The following is a 17,642-nucleotide window of genomic DNA, read 5'->3' on the forward strand; positions in this document are numbered from 1 at the left end:
ATGGACCTCACCCGACCTCACTGCAACGCCATCGCCAGCACACGCGCCACATGGATTGCGTCGATGCCCGCGCCGTCGTAGATCTGATGCCGGCAGCTCGTGCCGTCCGCGACCATTACCGTATTGCCATCGATCTTGCGCACCGCGGGCAGCAATGACAGCTCCGCCATCGCTTGCGATGTGGCGTAGTGCTCGGCTTCGTAGCCAAAGCTGCCCGCCATCCCGCAGCACGACGATTCCACCGTCGACACCTTCAGATCAGGAATCCAGTTCAGCACGGTTTGCACCGGTGTGAACGCGTCGAAGGCCTTTTGATGGCAGTGCCCGTGAACGAGCGCCTGCTCCTTGGCCAACGGCTTCAATGCAAGCTGCAAGCGCCCGGCCTTTTCCTCTCGCACCAGAAACTCTTCGAACAGAAACGCCTGCTTCGAAAGCCGCTGTGCTTCTTCGCCGAATCCATAGTGCAAAAACTCGTCGCGCAACGACAGCAAACACGACGGCTCCAAGCCGACGATCGGCACACCACGCTCCACAAACGGCTTGAACAGATCGAGCATGCGCCGCGCTTCCTGCTTCGCTTCATCGACCAATCCGGCCGCGAGGAAGGTGCGGCCACAACACACCGGGCGCTCGCCCTGACGCGTATTGAAGTGCACCGTGTAACCGGCAGCCTCCAGCACCTGCTGCGCGGCGCGCGCGTTTTCAGGTTCCATGTTGTTGTTGAACGTATCGACGAACAACAGCACTTCTTTCAGCGCGACACCGTGGGCCGGCCTGGCCGCCACGGCATTCGACAGAAACGATTTCTTGAAGCGCGGCAACGCGCGTTCGGGCGCAAAACCCATTGAACGCTTGAGCCACGCCGACAGCACCGGCACGTTGTCGGCCATCGCCATCAAGCCCGGCACGCGGCTTGCCGTTGCCGCATAGCGCGGCATGAAGGCCACCAACCTGTCACGCAGACGCAGCCCATGCCGTTTAACGCGCGCCGCCCGCGCCTCGATCTTGAACTTCGCCATATCGACGCCCGTCGGGCAATCGCGCTTGCAGCCCTTGCACGACACGCACAGGTCGAGCGTATCCTTGACGTCGTCGCTGGCGAGTCCTGCTTCGCCAAGTTGCCCGGAGATTGCCAAACGCAACGTGTTCGCGCGTCCCCGCGTCACATGTTGCTCATCCTTCGTTACGCGATAACTCGGACACATGGTGCCCGCGTCGAACTTGCGGCAATGGCCGTTGTTGTTGCACATCTCGACGGCCTTCGCGAGACCGCCCGACAGATCGTTGCCGCTGCCAGGCGGCGTCTCCTGCCCCGTCAGCGGATCGCGCTCGACGTTCCATGCTGACCAGTCGAGCGCGGTCTCGATACGATGCACTTCGTAGCCCGACGCGAAGCGGAAATTGCGCGCGTCGTCCATCTTCGGCGGACGCACAATCTTGTCGGGATTGAAGCGGTTGTCCGGATCGAACAGCGCCTTGATCTCGGTGAACGCCTGGTTCAGGCGCGGCCCGTATTGCCACGCAACCCATTCGCCCCGGCACAAACCGTCGCCGTGCTCGCCCGAATACGCGCCCTTGTATTCGCGCACCAACGCCGCCGCTTCTTCGGCGATGGCGCGCATTTTCACCGCGCCGTCACGCCGCATATCGAGAATCGGCCGCACATGCAGCGTACCGACACTCGCATGCGCGTACCAGGTGCCCTCGGTGCCATTGCGGTGGAAGACGTCGGTCAGACGGCTCGTGTATTCCGCCAGATGTTCGAGCGGCACCGCGCAATCTTCGATGAAGGAGACCGGCTTGCCGTCGCCCTTCATGCTCATCATAATGTTCAGCCCGGCTTTGCGGACTTCCCACAGCGCTTTCTGTTCGTTCGCGGCAGGCATCTCGACGACCGAATCGGGCAAACCCAGATCGGCCATCAACTCAGTGAGCTGTTTGAGCGACGCAAGTTGCCCGTCACGGTCATCGCCCGCGAATTCCACCAGCAGGATCGCTTGCGGCTCGCCGACCAGCGCCTTCTCGATCACCGGCCGGAACGCGGGATTGCTCATCGCCAGATCGATCATGGTGCGATCGACCAGTTCCACGGCCACCGGCTTCAGCTTGACGATGTGCTGCGTGAGATCCATCGACTGCCAGAAGGTCGGGAAGTTGACCACGCCAAGCGTCTTATGCGTGGGCAGCGGTGCGAGCTTCAGCGTCAGTTGCCGGCTGAACGCAAGCGTGCCTTCCGAACCGACCAGCAGATGCGCGAGATTAGCGATGCCGTCGTCGGTATAAGCGCGCGGGTTCTGGCAATCGAACACGTCTATGTTGTAGCCCGCTACGCGCCGCAGCACCTTGGGTATGCGTTCGACGATTTCATCATGCTCCCGCTCGGCGATCCGCTTGACGCCTTCCACTATCTGCTGCAAGCGCGCGCCTTGCGGCGTCTCGCGTAACGAGGCAAAACGTGCTTCGCTGCCATCGGCGAGAATCGCGTCGATCGCCTCGACGTTGTGCACCATATTGCCGTATTCGATCGAGCGCGAACCGCACGAGTTATTGCCCGCCATGCCGCCGATCGTGCATTGCGCCGCCGTCGAGACATCGACCGGAAACCAAAGGCCGTGCGGCTTCAACCATGCATTCAGATGGTCCAGCACGACGCCTGGTTCGACCGTCACCGTGAGCGCGTCGGCATCGAACGCGACGATGTTGTTCAGCCACTTGCTGGTGTCGATCACCAGCGCCTCGCCAACAGTCTGGCCGCATTGGCTCGTGCCCGCGCCGCGCGCGAGCAACGGTACCTTTTCGCTTCGTGAAATTTCCAGTGCAATGCGCAGATCGTCCTGATCGCGTGGCACCACCACGCCGATCGGCGTGATCTGATAGATCGACGCATCGGTTGAATAACGGCCGCGGCTCGCCGCATCGAACAGCACGTCGCCGCGCAACGACTTGCGCAGATGCTGCGCGAGCGGTGTCGTCAGGCGCGCGGCGGACGGAACAAGATGGATCGGCTTGACGAGTAAAGCGGAAGTGGGGTTCGACATATCGTCGGCCTATAAGAAAACGGGCTAGTACAGCGTCAGGCTAATCGGTGCGAGTCCTTCAATGCGCCCGCTCGCCGTGCCCGCGCTCTGGGGAAAAAACATTCCGGTGTAGGAGCCGGCGGTGACGACCATCTCCGGCGTGATCGCGATGCCGCGCGACGTGGCGTGATTGACGAGCCATGTCAGCAGGCGTCGCGGATCGCCCGCCGGATTGGCGGGCGTTGCCTTGACTACATCCTGCCCCTCGAAACTGAATTGCAACGACGGTGCCACGAACGGAAAGTCATCGCGATACGGCGTGAACTCGCCGACGATCAGCGCACCGTGATTCTGCAAATCCGCAAGTTGAGCGAGCTTGTCGACTGTGGGCCACGCTGCATAACGGCTCGACACGATTTCGATGGTCGCACCGATCGAGCCGATGCCCGCGTGCACGTCGGCTTCGCTATAAGGTGTTGCCGACGGTTCGAAGCGGCGGCCAAAGCGGAATGCGATCTCCAGTTCGAGTCCCAACGGCGTAAAGGCTTCGCGCGGCAAGCGTGCACCGTCGGCGTGCAAATCGCTCGCAGGCAACGGTGCGCCCTGGATCGGGCCGCTGTTGGACTTCGCGCCAATCTTCCAGCCGCCGATCGGCGCATCCAGGATGCGCAGGATCTCGTGCTGGATCGCGTAGGCGGCGGCGCTGTCGGCGGGCGTTTGCTCGGGTGGCAACGCATCGAGCGTCAGATGATCGTGGCGTGCGTCGGCGAGACGTTGACTCAGTGGTGTTGTCATTGCATTAAAGGCGAAGAGAGGAAACGGTGCGCAGTCGGCTTATGCACCCACGCTCGTGGTGGCGTGCGCTTTATCGGCCGCGCCGAGCTCGAACTTGCTTTCCGGCTGCATGCGGAACGCGAGCACCACGCCGATCGCCATCAACAGCATGCTGCCGACGAACGGCAACTCCCAGCTACCGAAGTAGTCGATCAGAAATCCGCCGACCACCGGCGAGATGATCGCGGCCAACGCCGAACCGGTGTTCATCATGCCGCTCGCGGTGCCCGAGTATTCCGGCGCGATATCCATCGGGATCGCCCACATCGGGCCGATCGTCATTTCGGCGAAGAAGAAGCCCGAGGCGAGACACGCCATCGACAGATACAAGTCGTGTGTGAACATCAGCGGAATGAGCGACAGCAGACAGAACAGCATGCACACCGACACCATCCAGCTTCGCGCACGCTTCAGGCTGCGGGTGCGCGTGAAGATCCAGTCGGTGACGATACCGCCGAGCGTGTCGCCGAGTACGCCGGCAAAGAACACGACCGAGGCGAAGATCGCCGACTTTTGCAGTTGCAGGTGATAGCTGTGCAGGAAGTACTGCGGAATCCAGCTCAGGAACAGCCACAACGTCCAGCCATAGCAGAAGTACACGATCGTGACCGGCCACATACGGCGAAACAGTTTTCCCCACGGCACACCGGCCACTTTCGCCTTCGGCGCGGGCAAGACTCCAAGTTCCTCGGTCGTGATACGCGGGTGATCTTTCGGATGTTCGGTGAACGTGAACGACCACACCGCGACCCACAGCAAACTGAACACGCCGCAGATATAGAACGATTCGCGCCAGCCCCAGGTCGCCATCACCAGCACGATCAAGCCGGGCGCAATCGCATTGCCGATACGCGATGCCGCGTGTGTGATGCCCTGCGCGAAGCCGCGCTTTTCTTTCGCGACCCAGCGCGCCATCGCGGATGTGGCGGCAGGAAACGTGGCGCCTTCGCCGAAACCGAGCAACACGCGCGCGGCCAGCAACGAAACCAGCCCACCGGCTAAACCGGTCAGCAATGTCGCCACGCCCCAGATAGCGCCGCAGAAAATCAGTGTGCGTTTCGCACCGAAGCGATCACTGACCCAGCCACCGATGATCTGAAAAATCAGATACGGATAGGCGAAGGCGGAGAACACCAGCCCGACTTCCGTATGCGAGAGTCCGAACTCCTTGCCGAATCCCGCGGCCGCGGTACTGACATTGACGCGGTCCAGGTAAGTGATGAAGTACATGACGCATAGCATCACTAGAACGATACTGGTCGCACTGCTGATACGAAACCGCTTCATCGTCTCTCTCCATTGCAGTCTATCGACGGCGCGCCTGGAATGGCGCGCTGCGTCGTCGCCCGGCGACATATGCCGCGGGAACATCGCATGTTGTTCATGAGCCGCGTTCTATGCGCGGCCTCTTGAGGGAAGTACTCCCGACTTCCCTTACTGCGAGATGCCTATTGTTTGCTGCCTGCTGCTTGCTGCCTGTCAGGCAGAGGCGCTGACGCACCGATGCGGTGAACACCGATGCGCGTGGCACCCCGTCGCTCAAGCCGCTGCTTTCAGCCCCGACGCGTTGGTCGGCTGGCTCAACCACTCCATAGCGGCAGGCAGGCCACTTTCCTTGAGCGGCACGCCCGCGAGCCGCAGGCCCATTTCGCAACCGGCCAGCGTCGCCAGCAGCATCAGGTCATTGCAGTCGCCGAGGTGGCCGATGCGGAACATGCGGCCTTTCATCTTGCCGAGGCCGGTGCCGAGCGACATGTCGAAGCGTTCGTAGATGACTTTGCGCACGGCATCGGCATCGATGCCTTCGGGCATCATCACGCCGGTCAGCACCGGGCTATACACAGCGGGATCCGCGCACTGAATCTCCAGACCCCACGCGCGGACCGCACGGCGGGTGGCTTCAGCAAGACGCTCGTGACGGGCAAACACGTTGTCGAGCCCTTCGCCGAGAATCATCTCCAGCGCCTCATTGAGCCCGTACAGCAGGTTCGTGTTCGGCGTGTACGGCCAGTAGCCGGTCTTGTTCATCTCGACGATGTCGGTCCAGTCCCAGAAGCTGCGCGGCAGCCTGGCCTGCTTGCTGGCGGCGAACGCCTTCGGCGAGATCGCGTTGAAGCTGATACCCGGCGGCAGCATCAAACCCTTTTGCGAGCCCGAGACGGTAACGTCGACGCCCCATTCGTCGTGACGATAGTCAGCACAGGCGAGGCCCGAGATCGTGTCGACCAGCAGCAGTGCCGGGTGGCCGGCGGCGTCGATCGCGCGGCGCACGGCAGCGATATCCGAGGTGACGCCCGTGGAAGTTTCGTTGTGAACGACGCACACCGCCTTGATCGCGTGCTGCGTGTCGGCGCGCAGACGCTCCTCGATCATTTGCGGCTGAACCCCACGCCGCCAGCCCTCGATGCCGGGCAGGCCAAGGAACTCAGGCTTCAGCCCGAGACTTTCCGCCATCTTTTTCCACAACGTCGCGAAGTGACCGGTTTCGAACATCAGCACGTTGTCGCCGGGGCTCAGCGTGTTCGACAGCGCCGCTTCCCACGCGCCGGTGCCGGAGGCCGGATAGATCACCACCGGTTGTTGCGTCTTGAAGATTTTCTTGATGCCTTCGAGCACCTTCAGACCGAGTTCGCCGAACTCGGGGCCGCGGTGGTCGATGGTTGGGTAACTCATCGCACGGAGAATGCGATCGGGCACCGGGCTCGGACCCGGGATCTGCAGGAAGTGACGGCCAGCGGGGTGAAAGTCTAACTTGAGCATTGGGCTCCTCCGATTGAATTTTGCATTCAAAAAACTATATCAGAGGAACTATGACGTCCCCAAGATGAAAATTGCTTGCTGACACCAGTGTTTACCCGCGCTCTTAACTAATCTTCGAGCTTCCGATAGAATCTCGCTAACATGAAGTTGAGGGCTTTTGTATGCAAAATTCGAATTTCGATGCGGGTGTGGCCGCTTCCCCACTGATGCCGAAGGTCGAGCGTCAGCGCTTGCACGACACGGTGGTGGAGCACATTCGCCGCTTTATCGTCGAAGGGGTGCTTGAACCGGGCAAGAAACTGAACGAGCGCGAGTTATGCGAGACGCTTGGGATTTCGCGCACGCCGTTGCGGGAGGCGCTGAAGGTGCTGGCCGCCGAAGGGCTGATCGAGATCTCGCCGAACCGGGGCGCGTCGGTGTCGAAGATGTCGGAAGCGGAGTTGCGCGAGACCTTTGAATTGATGAGTGGTCTGGAAGCTTTTTCCGGTGAGTTGGCGGCGGAGCGGATGACGGCTGCGGAGCTTGCCGAGATCAAGGCGCTGCACTACGCGATGCTGGCTTGCCGGACGCAGAATGATCTGGCCGGGTACTACAGTCGCAACCAGGCGATTCACGACAAGATCAATGAGGCGGCGAGGAATTCAGCACTGCGGCAAACTTATGTGGCTGTTAATCGACGCCTGCAGGCGTTGCGGTTCCGGTCGAATTTTCAGATCCCTAAGTGGGATAGCGCGATTCACGATCACGATGAGATGTTGAAGGCGCTCGAGGCGCGGGATGGGAAGAAGTTGAGCGCGATTCTTCGGCAGCATTTGCTGGATAAGCGGGATGCGGTTTTGCAGGTGCAGTCGCGGGAAGAGGTGGCGGCTTCGACGCTGAAAGCTTAGGCGGTCTTTTGCCTTCGGCGGCGGCATGGGTTGCGCGCTTGCGGCATTGGCTTCCTTTTGTTTTCCACCCTCGTAGGCGTAAAGAACAGTGGCGCTGCGGGCAAAAAACTTGTCCCCATAAAATGTTGGCAAGGCTGTGGACAACCTTCGCACATCCCAGCCAAGTCGTTGAAGCAATAGAAATATCCAGTCGCGGTTGATGAGTAAGCATCACTCATCACCGCGCCGCGGGCCACGCAAAAAACCAGAATAGCGAGCCCGCCGCCGCAGGCGCGCCCCCCAACCCCTAGTTGTCCACATAATTTGTGATCAAGGCTGTGGATAACGCCCCCACAACAGCGTCAAGCCATTGATGCAAATGCACTCTGCCAGGTCGATGCATCCGTCAGCCTGCTTGGCGGCCGGATGAAGCCACCTTCTATACACACCCGAATAGAGCGCTTGTTGGGTAGACGGAAAAGGCACGACCAGTTGCGCCTTTTCCGTATCAGGTGGAAGCCTCCTTCAGCCCTACCTAGTCAACCATTTCGGAGCCATCGACTACGGGTCAATCCGGAAGCCATTCGGAGGTACGATGAAGAACGGGTAAAAATTCCTCGCGCATTCCATGATGTCCGGCGCCCCGTACAGCACCCCCGTGCCCCATGACCTATCACCAAAGACGATCCACTCGCCGGGCACGGGCATCACAACATAGTGTTCGGAATTGGTTCCCAGGGAATCGGCAAGGCTACCGCCCGGGTCCTCCAACAGAAATTCAAAGAATTCCTCATCTGTATTTTCTACCCGATGCATGAAGCCCGGATATTTTCCAAAATGACAATTAAAGTAATCAAACGGGTCAGGCTTCAAGACCAGAGTGGCGAAGTCGGTCGTACCCTTGAGGGCGAGCAGCTCTTTAATAAGTTCAAAAAACTTTTGAGTCTGAAGATCGATACTGTCGAAATAAAGCATCTCCGTTGACGACCTGTCGCGAAGCATCCGGACGCCCGTGGTCGCACGCTCCCAAAGCGGCACAAACTTGGACCGTTCGTGTATGAAGTCAATTGTATTCATGGTTTGAAGCTTACCGCGCGGACGCGAGTCTGATTCCTCATGCAAGCGCCGGCTCCGATATCTAAATTAAGGTGCTACTTGGCCGGCTGGCCTTTAACCCCTTGCACCGGGTGATCGGGCGCAAGGAAAAAAGAGTCCGATTACACCGACATATCGACTACGGTTCTACTTTGAAACGCTTCGGTGGGGATCTGAAGAACGGATAGAAATCCCTCGCACATTGCATGATGTCCGGAGGGCCATAGAACACACCGACCTCCCACGACCTGTCACCAAACGCGATCCAGTCACCATCAACCGGTAAGAGTACATAGTGTTCATGATTTACTCCAAGCGCATCGGCTGGACTGTCGCCTGGGTCCTGCATCAGGAAATGGAAAAACTCTTCGTCGGTGTTTTCTCGGCCGTGAACGAAGCCCGGATACTTACCAAAGTGATAGTGAAAGTAGTTCAACGGATCTGGGTTCAGAACGATCACAGCAAATTCACCCGTTCCCTTGAAGTTCGCGACATCTCGAATAAGCCCTTGGAAAACCCCGGTGCAAATGTTCGAAGGATCAAAGTGAAGCAAGTCCGATGCTGGAGTCACTGCCACTTTTTGCGCACACGCACACGCACGCTGCCAAAGCGACGTGAACGTTTCGCGGTCGCGGTCGCGGTCGCGGTCGCGGTCGCGGTCGCGGTCGCGGATAGAATCTATGCTACTCATCGTCTATTTGAGAGGACGTTGAAGATTGCTGACGCGAACCAGCATCGAGGTAGTCCGCAGTGCGCTTGTCTTGATTCAACTGCGCTCATTGCAGCCCATGACACGGCCATAACGGTTCACACGCTGAAATAGAACGCTCGTTGCTTGAACGGAATCAGCGCCGTCGGTCCAAGAGAACCGGGGCGCTGTCCGACGGTTTAAAGCGAACTGCGCGACAGTCAGGTGTTAGCCTGACAGGCCACGTGATAGGGCAAGCTATGAACCCGATCCGCCATACAGATGGCGCGAGTCTGCCCCACCGACCCTCTTGTTCCGCTCGACAATCATTAGCCCGTCGCCTGCCTCAGGATAATCAACAAGCGGTTCTCCATCCAACCGGTCCACATTGAAGACATCAATGAGACAGTCTGAGGGGGTTTTCATTGCCACCGCATAGATAGAACCGGCACACCGTGGTCGGCACCCACGAGTTCGTAGCCGAGTGTGATTGCGTCGCATCCTACCTTTTCGATTCTTTCATCGTGAATCACTGCAAGGTGATAAGGAAAACCGATCTCGCGTACCAGACACGTTTCAACCTGTGCCTTCCACTGAATAGTTCGGTTACCGTACAGTGGCTCATTTGCCTCAATCAGAAACTTGAGCAGCGCATGCTCCTTCAGGGAAAGTGGCCTTGACATTCGCAGCCTCCTCATTTTGGGCGAATCGAGCCCACTCGTATTGAGGTTGCTTGACGGCTCGAACGCAATGCCATTGATTACACGGTCGTCATATTTAATGTAGTCGTGGATCAGGCCACTACTACACCGCGTGGCCCGACCAATAGCGGCTCAGGGAAGCTTAAAGCGCGGCGGCAGATCCGACTCCTTGTACACGTGTCGCAAATCTGCCCCACCTATGCGTTTACCCGCTTCCATGACCATGAGGCCATCGCCTGGCTCGGGATAGGCCGCAAGAGGCTCTCCATCGAGACGATCGATGTCGAACGAGTCGAGGACATAACCTGACTGCGTCTCCACCGCGCAAGCATAAATCAGCACTGGCACGCCCTCGTCAACGCAAACCAGCTCGCGCGCGAGCGTAATGAAGCCGCCACCTGAAAGTCTGATTTCATCGTGACTGATGGCCAGACAGTAGGGTACATTGACCTCACGGACCGTGCATCGTTCAATCTGATGTTTCCACCTTATTACGTGAGCACCATAAAAAGATTCGTTCGCTGTTAGAAGAAACTGCAGAAGCAGACGTTCGTGGCTTGCTAATGGCCGTTGCATAATATTCATAAAACGGTGCTCCGATTAATTGCGCGGTATCCGAATTGAGCCAACTCTAACCTCAGTGGGCGACAATCGGTGCGAAGAGTATTCAATTAACTTTCCATTGACAGCAACATAGAAGGACTCTCCGTCGCCGACCGCCAATTTGACGCCGCTGTTCTCCGCAATATCTTTGCGAATCGCGTCTATGACTGGCTGACGCGGGATACCTTCTTTATCCAGATAACGAAATGTATGGTAGATCTGGTTGTCATTCCTGCCAAAGTTAACTTCCGAAGTGTCCTTAACAACCGGCTTGCATTGCTCCTTGATGCGCTCGATTGCGTCACGTGCCTTTTGCACACCCTGCCCGATGCCATAGCGGACTGCCGGATTCTGCACCAGCCGCCACACAAACACGATGCCGCGCAGTATGCCGTCGGGCAGACCAGCCGAGAAATGGCAACCACTGCACACAGTCGAAGTGCCAAGGAAGTTATCGCCTAGCAATCGCCTTGCGCCCTGAAGATTGGCTGGCGGTCCTATCGGGGATTCACCGAAGTTATAGTTGTCAATCCACTGGTCAATCTCGCCGCTGGAGATCGCGATATCCGTCCCGTCATTCAGGTCAAGAACGCTGCCGTTCTTCGCGACCGTGCCTGTACGGGACACGACCCGCCCTTCCGGTGAATAACCAAATCTAACCTTCAGAACGCGCCGAATGTCACCGTTCGCCGGGCTCGCGTATTCATTGAATTTGAAGACATCAATGCGCCCGCGCCGGTCATAGCGAAGATAAAAATCACCGGTCGGGTTATAGCCGTACAGAATCCGATGAGCGGCGTCGCGCGAGATCATTTCCGTGGCTTCCGGAAACTCCTGCTGCGCGATGATCGCAAAGACATTCCCCGTTGCATCACGAGTAACTTTGTACTGCCCAACCAGCTTCCCTGCCCCAGACGTCTGCACGAACGAAAGCCGGTTGAAGACGTCGTACACCATGCCGTAGGCACGCGTTGTACCGTCCGATTTAGCCGCGTCGAATCCGCTTGCCCCCGTGTTATCCGCAGTAGGCATTTCGCTCATGCCGGTAGTATTGCCCTGCGCGTCGTAGACAAACGACTGGAGCACACCGGGCGACGCAATGGTCGCCGGATGCAGGCTCGTGGCATCGGCGTAGCGAATTGTAGTTATCGAAGTACCAGACGCATTGTCGGCGGTGACCCGAACTGGCCGTCCGGCGTCGTCGTAGCTGTACGCGGTAGAACCGCTCTCGTCGGTATCTTTCAGCAGATTGCCCGACCCGTCCCAGGCGAGGCTGTTGACGCCATCAGCAGAACCACTGGAAGTGGGTCGCAGCATGCCACCGACTGAAGAGAAATTCAGTGTCGTCGTGCGCTTGCTATCAGTGACGGAGGTTGCGCCTGTACCGTAAGCGAACTGCACGTTTCGAGACGAGTCGGGATGGTTGACCGCCGTGGCGCGCCCTTGGGGGTCGTAGCTCCACGTCGCAACGCGGTTGGCCGCCTCATCGATTTCGCCCGTCAGCGCATTCTTGAAACGACTGTCGTCGTAGACATATCGGTGGGCATAGCCATCAGGCCAGGTGACCGAGACAAGATTGCCATTCGCGTCATACCCGTACTGCGTCATGCGGCCCAAGGGGTCGTTCAGGCGTGATAGACGGTTCTTGTCGTCATAATCGAGGCGAAGCGTAATGTCGTTGTTCGCGTCCGTGCCTGCTGCATGCTGCGTGATCGTGGTCAGCAACCCTGAGCCGTCATAGGTCAGCGTTCGGACAAATCCTGTCTTCGTGCTCTCGGAAAGCAGCACGCCTTGGGCCGAATATGATTCGACGGTATCGGTCTTGAGATCGGTCAACGTCCATCCGGAGCCGTTCTGTGTGAGCGCAAGGCCGGTAAAGCCCCCTGTGCGCCAGGTGCCGGCTGACCAGTTGAATGTGATGGGCTCCCCGTTCTCGCGATACGCAAGCACTTTGGACGAGCTGCCGCTGTTGGCATTCGCGAGTCCCAGGTTGCGTTGCCAGCTATGAAACCAGACCGGTCCCATCGTCGTGGCGGAATTGCCAAGCGACCTGGATCGGTAGGTGCGTGTGAACTGCATCGGAATGTCGTCGCCGCTGACAAAGTCCGCTTCGGTCAAGGTGACAGCACCATTGCCCGGGTACACCGGGTCAGCGACGGGACAGCTCGCTTCTGGTTCTTCCGTAGTGGGTGTCGCGCACCACGCGTCGATCAGGCTCCACGTGTTGACACAGGCGTAATTGGCCATGCCGCCGGGAACACGGCCATAAACATCCCACCGGCAGGTTGGTGAACCTGGTACTGCACCGGTAGCCGCATAGAGCGCATTGCAGTCAGCCGCGTTGGCGCCAAACGCGACCATGAGCAGCATGAATGCAGTCAGCAGGCGAGCCCTCATGCCCGCTGCACTCCGAGTAACTCTGTTGTTTTTCATAGTCATCCTTATTGGTTGTACTTGTTTGAAGCCCAAGCACCCTATAAGGAGCTTTCCACCCCCGCTATCCGACAATTCCTAAAATTACGAATACCTTGGATTTGCACAACCAATGCTCTCGGTAATGTTCATAACGACCTGTAGGAGACCATGCAAGTCCCTGTCAGCCGTCAACACTTGCCGTCGGCGATAACAGGAAAAGCGGGCGAGCAGGGGAAATGCGCTCAGACAACCTCCAGCGGACTCTCGCGCACGGAAGAAAAGACGGACGACCCCGTACGGGCTAACCGTCCACGGGGGACGCCCAAAGAGTTATCCCCAGTTTTTGTTCGCAAGCCTGTGGACAACTCGCGCACATCCCTGCCAAGTCCTTGATGCCATAGGCGTATCTCCCACCGGCTCAGCCGCAGGCAGAAGCCTCGCCATGTGATAAAAAGAACCCCCAACCCTTTGCCACTCGTCGAGGCCCCCGCATGTCCTCCGTCATGGGCTTCAAACTCGTCCTGCTGTCGCTCGGCGCGATGATCGGTCTCCAACTGCTCGCGAAACGTCTGCGACTCCCACCGGCCGCGGCGCTCCTGGTCGGTGGCGCCGCGATGGCCTTCGTGCCTGGACTCCCTCGCATCAACCTCGATCCCGAGCTGGTCCTGGTCGTGTTCCTGCCGCCGCTCCTCATGGACGGCGCGTACTTCTCCGTATGGGACGAATTCAAACGCAATCTCGGCGGCATCCTGCTGCTAGCGATCGGCGCCGTCGCCTTCACGACCCTCGCGGTCGGTCTGGTCGTGCATTGGGTCGTGCCGTCCTTACCGTGGAGCGCGTGCTTCGCGCTGGGCGCAGTCGTCTCGCCGCCTGACGCCATCGCCGCGAAGGCCGTGCTAGAACGCGTCGCGCTGCCGCGTCGCTTGATGGTGCTCCTCGAAGGCGAAAGCCTGCTCAACGACGCCGCCGGCATCGTGCTGTTCCGCTTCGCCGTCGCGGCCGCGCTGACCGGCACGTGCAACGCTCAACACGCGGTCGAGCGGTTTGCAGTGCTCGGCCTGGGTGGCGTGGCAGTGGGCATCGCGATCGGCTTCGTGGTCGTCAGGCTGCTGCGCTACCTCGACGACGTCTACCTCATCATCACCGCATCCGCACTTTCCCCGTGGCTCAGCTACATCGCCGGCGACATGCTGGACGTCTCAGGCGTTATCGCGACCGTCAGTTGCGGGATGGTGCTCGGCTGGCATCAGCATGAAGTGTTCTCAGCCTCGGTGCGCATGCGCGGCACGGCTTTCTGGCAAGTCCTGATCTTCCTGATGGAAGCGCTCGTGTTCCTTCTCATCGGGCTGTCGCTGCGCGGCGTGATCGTGCGGCTGGGCGGTGTCGGCGACGCGTTGACCGCATTTGGACCCGCTGTCGGCGCAGTGATCGCAGCCGTCGTACTGTCGCGCTTCGTGTGGGTGTTTGCCGTCGAATGGTTGAAGGGACTCGTGTGCAAGCTGACGCGGCGCGCAAACATTGCGCTCGACTGGCGCTCGTCGACGGTGACGAGTTGGGCCGGCATGCGTGGCGTGGTGACGCTGGCGATCGCGCTCTCGTTGCCTGAGGCGATGCCGGGACGCGATCTGATTCTGGTCGCGTCGTTTGCGGTGATTCTCGTGACCGTGCTCGGGCAAGGGACCACAATCGGCGCGCTGATTCGCTGGGTCAAACTGGATAGCGTGAAGGAGCGCAACGAGCAGCATTTGACCGAGCCTCAGGCGTGGGCGAGGCTCGAAGCGGCACAACTCGCCGCCATCCAACCACTTGTGCACGACGCCGGGGGACAAGTGATTCATCCGCGCCTGCTGGAGCAATACAGCTATCGAGCGCAGATGACGGAAACCTACCAGGATGTGACGGAATATCCCGCCGACGTTCGCGTCGCGCATTACGACGTTGTGCTCGCCGCCGTGGCGGCCGGTCGCAGCGAGTTGTTGCGGATGCATCGGTCAGGGATGATTCATGATGAACTGCTAACCGAACTGGAGCGGGATCTCGATTTGCAGGAAATCGCCGCATTGCATGGCAGAGGATGACCGGGCCGCGTCTGACATGAGTTCACACGCGAACCGGTCGAACCGCGGTGAGCGTCAATGGCCTTTGAAAATATCCAGCAGTTGATTTTGCATCTGCATCATCTCGTGCGCGTGCTTCATCTCCATCTGCGCCATCGTGTCCTGATACTCCATGTCCATCTGCATCATTTTTTGCTGGATGCCGATGGCCTGAGCGCGCTGTTCAGGAGTCAACTTGTCCATCATCATGCTGTACTCGGGCGGCATCAGATAGGTGCCGGCGCGTCCTATTCCCTGTGCTTGCACAGAACCCGCTACAAGCGCGAGCGGCATTAATCCGCACATCAGTACGGCTCGGATCGATTTCATTTCATCTCCAGTCTTACGTGAGCAACCCGGCTTCAAGGAGGGCTGCATAAGCGACATTCAGGTGCTCAGACTGGCTCGCCGCGATGAATCCGTTGCACATGCCGGGTCTGAGGATGCAACACCCGGGGCTGACCGCTGCACACGATCGACCGGGTGTTTCATGGGCTTAGTCGCGAACGCTGACTGGAAATGACATGCTGGATGAAAATTGTGCCGACGATTTTTCTTCTGCGCGGCTGTCATTTTCGCCGCTGCACGCCGACTGATTACTCCTTCCAAGCCGACCCCAGAATCATCGTGCAGAAATTCTCGCGATGGTAATGCGGGTCTTTCAGCGCCAGCACGTCCGCCTTCACGTTACCGAAGGTCGTCTCCGGCTTGTGGATCGTGCCGTGCGCGAATGCATCGATGATGCCTTCCTTGAAATGCGCACCGCGCGGATGCGCGTGAATCACCTCATGACGTTGCTGCTCGGTGAACTCATCGTAAGCGAGGCCGAGCACGTCCATCTCAACACCCGCCGTGACCAGGGCGACTACCGGCTTCATATACTGCGGAATACCAGGCGTGGTGTGCAGCGCGATCGAATTCCACACCTGCTCGATATCGTCTTCACCGATACCGTGGCGCCGCAGAAAATCCCGCGCCGCGTTCGCGCCATCCACTTCGAAGCGATCATGCTCGCTGCTATGCGGTGCGACGAGCCCCATGTCGTGAAACATCGCGCCGATGTACAGCAGTTCTGCATCGTATTTGAGTTGCTTGCGCGCGCCGGCCAGAGAACCGAACAGGAACACCCGGCGCGAATGGTGATACAACAGTTCGGTTTCGGTATCGCGCACGAGTTGCGTCGCTTCGCGCGCCATCATGCTGTCGGGAATCTGGATGCCTGCGATCGTGGTCATGTGAAGTGCTCCATGAAAGACTTGAGTGAACCGGACGCGCGGTCTTTGTGAGTCGCTAGCGCGTTTGGTATGCTGGTCCGCGATGCGCTTTCTGACCGTGTTTCTGACTGACCAAGCAGCGCATCTCATGAAGCTCAGTATTGGTCAGCGCGCTGTCGTGGACAATCGCCGTGCACCGTCGAACACTGCCAAACGCACCACGTTGACTGCCGCGGCCCGCGGGCTCCGTCCATCGTCAAAGGAAATCATTCGATGCCTACCGTCGCGATCGCGATCTTTCCTGGCGTACAGGCGCTCGACGTCGCCGGTCCGGTCGACGTGTTCTCCGAAGCCAATCGGTTCGTCGCGCCACAGGATCGCTATGAGGTCACGCTACTCAGCGCGGAGCCGGGTTCGCTGCGTGCATCCAACGGCATGACGCTCACCGCCGATGCCACTTTCGAAAAAACGCGCCGCCCGTTCGACCTTGCGCTAGTGGCGGGCGGCCCCGCGCTTCCCGGCGACGCCGCGCCCGACACACGTTTGCTGGAGTGGTTGTCGCAAGTCGCCACACAATGCGAGCGTTATGGCTCGATCTGCACCGGCGCATTCGCACTCGGCCACGCGGGACTGCTCGACGCGCGCAATGTCACCACGCACTGGCAGCACGCGGCGCAACTCGCCGAGCAATTTCCGCAGGCACGTGTCGATTTCGACCGGATCTATCTGCGCGACGGCAACCTGGTCACGTCAGCGGGCGTGACGGCGGGCATCGATCTGTCGCTTGCGTTGGTCGCCGAGGATCACGGGCCGCACACGGCGCTCGCGGTTGCCAAGCGATTGGTGGTGTTTGCGCAGCGACAAGGCGGCCAATCGCAGTTCAGCCCCTACCTGACCGCGTCAGCCGACGAGAACTCTCCGGTCGCCAAAGTGCAGGCGCACGTGATGGAGCGAATTCGCGAAAGCTTCACGGTCAAACAACTGGCGGATGTCGCGGGAATGAGCGCACGGAATTTCGCCCGCGTGTTCGTGCAGGAGACCAAGGTGACGCCGCACGAATTCGTCGAACGTGCACGCGTGGATGCGGCGCGCACGTTGCTGGAAAGCAGCGGCGCGGCACTCAAGACGATTGCCTACGACTGCGGTTTCGGCACTGCCGACCGGATGCGCATTGTCTTCACGAAACGGATCGGCGTAACACCGATGCAATATCGCGAGCGCTTTCGCTCTGCGTGAAGGCGGCGATGGCGGCATCAGCGCGCGGCACGAAAGAGATTCGAATACCGCCGGCATACGGTGTGAAGCACGGCGCCGCTGCAAACATCAGATATAGCGTGAGAAAATGACGGTCCT

The 17,642-nt window shown here is 59.4% G+C and carries 13 protein-coding genes; 3 read left to right on the plus strand and 10 right to left on the minus strand.

What is annotated here, in order from left to right:
• Positions 1-17 precede the first annotated feature (17 nt).
• The 4 genes from PQQ52_RS07275 to PQQ52_RS07290 form a co-directional block, all read right to left on the minus strand.
• Positions 18-3,038, minus strand: coding sequence for an FAD-binding and (Fe-S)-binding domain-containing protein (locus tag PQQ52_RS07275; protein ID WP_408208487.1), 3,021 nt, complete (start codon positions 3,036-3,038; stop codon positions 18-20).
• Between the two features lie 24 nt (positions 3,039-3,062).
• Positions 3,063-3,812 (minus strand): 2-keto-4-pentenoate hydratase, encoded by a 750-nt coding sequence (locus PQQ52_RS07280; protein WP_408208489.1) that lies wholly within the window; start codon positions 3,810-3,812, stop codon positions 3,063-3,065.
• Positions 3,813-3,851: 39 nt separating this feature from the next.
• Positions 3,852-5,138 carry an MFS transporter gene (locus PQQ52_RS07285; protein WP_408208492.1) on the minus strand — a complete coding sequence of 429 codons (1,287 nt, stop codon included), beginning with the start codon at positions 5,136-5,138 and terminating at the stop codon, positions 3,852-3,854.
• A gap of 252 nt (positions 5,139-5,390) precedes the next feature.
• Positions 5,391-6,611 carry a pyridoxal-phosphate-dependent aminotransferase family protein gene (locus tag PQQ52_RS07290; protein ID WP_408208495.1) on the minus strand — a complete coding sequence of 407 codons (1,221 nt, stop codon included), beginning with the start codon at positions 6,609-6,611 and terminating at the stop codon, positions 5,391-5,393.
• Between the two features lie 161 nt (positions 6,612-6,772).
• Between PQQ52_RS07290 and PQQ52_RS07295 the strand changes: the two genes are divergently transcribed.
• Positions 6,773-7,498: a GntR family transcriptional regulator gene (locus tag PQQ52_RS07295; protein ID WP_408208498.1), complete on the plus strand. Its 726-nt coding sequence runs from the start codon at positions 6,773-6,775 to the stop codon at positions 7,496-7,498.
• 540 nt (positions 7,499-8,038) lie between these two features.
• On the opposite strand, the gene PQQ52_RS07300 is transcribed toward PQQ52_RS07295, so the two are convergent.
• From PQQ52_RS07300 to PQQ52_RS07315, 4 genes are all read right to left on the minus strand, one after another.
• Positions 8,039-8,554: a hypothetical protein gene (locus PQQ52_RS07300; protein ID WP_408208501.1), complete on the minus strand. Its 516-nt coding sequence runs from the start codon at positions 8,552-8,554 to the stop codon at positions 8,039-8,041.
• 157 nt (positions 8,555-8,711) lie between these two features.
• Positions 8,712-9,263, minus strand: a complete 552-nt coding sequence (locus PQQ52_RS07305) for a hypothetical protein (RefSeq protein WP_408208504.1) — start codon at positions 9,261-9,263, stop codon at positions 8,712-8,714.
• 830 nt (positions 9,264-10,093) lie between these two features.
• A complete protein-coding gene (locus tag PQQ52_RS07310) occupies positions 10,094-10,546 on the minus strand; it encodes a hypothetical protein (protein WP_408208507.1) in 453 nt (150 codons plus the stop codon).
• A gap of 15 nt (positions 10,547-10,561) precedes the next feature.
• Complete coding sequence (locus PQQ52_RS07315) at positions 10,562-12,997, minus strand: DUF6531 domain-containing protein (protein WP_408208510.1); 2,436 nt, start codon at positions 12,995-12,997, stop codon at positions 10,562-10,564.
• 473 nt (positions 12,998-13,470) lie between these two features.
• Here PQQ52_RS07315 and PQQ52_RS07320 point away from each other — a divergent pair, with 473 nt between their 5' ends.
• Positions 13,471-15,057, plus strand: a complete 1,587-nt coding sequence (locus PQQ52_RS07320; RefSeq protein ID WP_408208513.1) for a Na+/H+ antiporter — start codon at positions 13,471-13,473, stop codon at positions 15,055-15,057.
• Positions 15,058-15,111: 54 nt separating this feature from the next.
• Here the strand turns inward: PQQ52_RS07320 and PQQ52_RS07325 are convergent, their stop codons facing one another.
• Positions 15,112-15,405 carry a hypothetical protein gene (locus tag PQQ52_RS07325; RefSeq protein WP_408208515.1) on the minus strand — a complete coding sequence of 98 codons (294 nt, stop codon included), beginning with the start codon at positions 15,403-15,405 and terminating at the stop codon, positions 15,112-15,114.
• 266 nt (positions 15,406-15,671) lie between these two features.
• Positions 15,672-16,310 carry an HD domain-containing protein gene (locus PQQ52_RS07330; protein ID WP_408208518.1) on the minus strand — a complete coding sequence of 213 codons (639 nt, stop codon included), beginning with the start codon at positions 16,308-16,310 and terminating at the stop codon, positions 15,672-15,674.
• Between the two features lie 252 nt (positions 16,311-16,562).
• Here PQQ52_RS07330 and PQQ52_RS07335 point away from each other — a divergent pair, with 252 nt between their 5' ends.
• Positions 16,563-17,525 carry a GlxA family transcriptional regulator gene (locus PQQ52_RS07335; protein WP_408208521.1) on the plus strand — a complete coding sequence of 321 codons (963 nt, stop codon included), beginning with the start codon at positions 16,563-16,565 and terminating at the stop codon, positions 17,523-17,525.
• The last annotated feature ends 117 nt before the right edge of the window (positions 17,526-17,642 follow it).

Source organism: Paraburkholderia sediminicola (assembly GCF_046030555.1).
Classification (GTDB): Bacteria; Pseudomonadota; Gammaproteobacteria; order Burkholderiales; family Burkholderiaceae; genus Paraburkholderia; species Paraburkholderia sediminicola_E.

Bases quoted from the DNA above. Each gene is read 5' to 3' on its own strand.
- PQQ52_RS07310 (WP_408208507.1), bottom strand. From the start codon at position 10,546: ATGAATATTATGCAACGGCCATTAGCAAGCCACGAACGTCTGCTTCTG.
- PQQ52_RS07295 (WP_408208498.1), top strand. From the start codon at position 6,773: ATGCAAAATTCGAATTTCGATGCGGGTGTGGCCGCTTCCCCACTGATG.
- PQQ52_RS07285 (WP_408208492.1), bottom strand. From the start codon at position 5,138: ATGAAGCGGTTTCGTATCAGCAGTGCGACCAGTATCGTTCTAGTGATG.
- PQQ52_RS07330 (WP_408208518.1), bottom strand. From the start codon at position 16,310: ATGACCACGATCGCAGGCATCCAGATTCCCGACAGCATGATGGCGCGC.
- PQQ52_RS07290 (WP_408208495.1), bottom strand. From the start codon at position 6,611: ATGCTCAAGTTAGACTTTCACCCCGCTGGCCGTCACTTCCTGCAGATC.
- PQQ52_RS07275 (WP_408208487.1), bottom strand. From the start codon at position 3,038: ATGTCGAACCCCACTTCCGCTTTACTCGTCAAGCCGATCCATCTTGTT.
- PQQ52_RS07305 (WP_408208504.1), bottom strand. From the start codon at position 9,263: ATGAGTAGCATAGATTCTATCCGCGACCGCGACCGCGACCGCGACCGC.
- PQQ52_RS07280 (WP_408208489.1), bottom strand. From the start codon at position 3,812: ATGACAACACCACTGAGTCAACGTCTCGCCGACGCACGCCACGATCAT.
- PQQ52_RS07335 (WP_408208521.1), top strand. From the start codon at position 16,563: ATGCCTACCGTCGCGATCGCGATCTTTCCTGGCGTACAGGCGCTCGAC.
- PQQ52_RS07315 (WP_408208510.1), bottom strand. From the start codon at position 12,997: ATGAAAAACAACAGAGTTACTCGGAGTGCAGCGGGCATGAGGGCTCGC.
- PQQ52_RS07300 (WP_408208501.1), bottom strand. From the start codon at position 8,554: ATGAATACAATTGACTTCATACACGAACGGTCCAAGTTTGTGCCGCTT.
- PQQ52_RS07325 (WP_408208515.1), bottom strand. From the start codon at position 15,405: ATGAAATCGATCCGAGCCGTACTGATGTGCGGATTAATGCCGCTCGCG.
- PQQ52_RS07320 (WP_408208513.1), top strand. From the start codon at position 13,471: ATGTCCTCCGTCATGGGCTTCAAACTCGTCCTGCTGTCGCTCGGCGCG.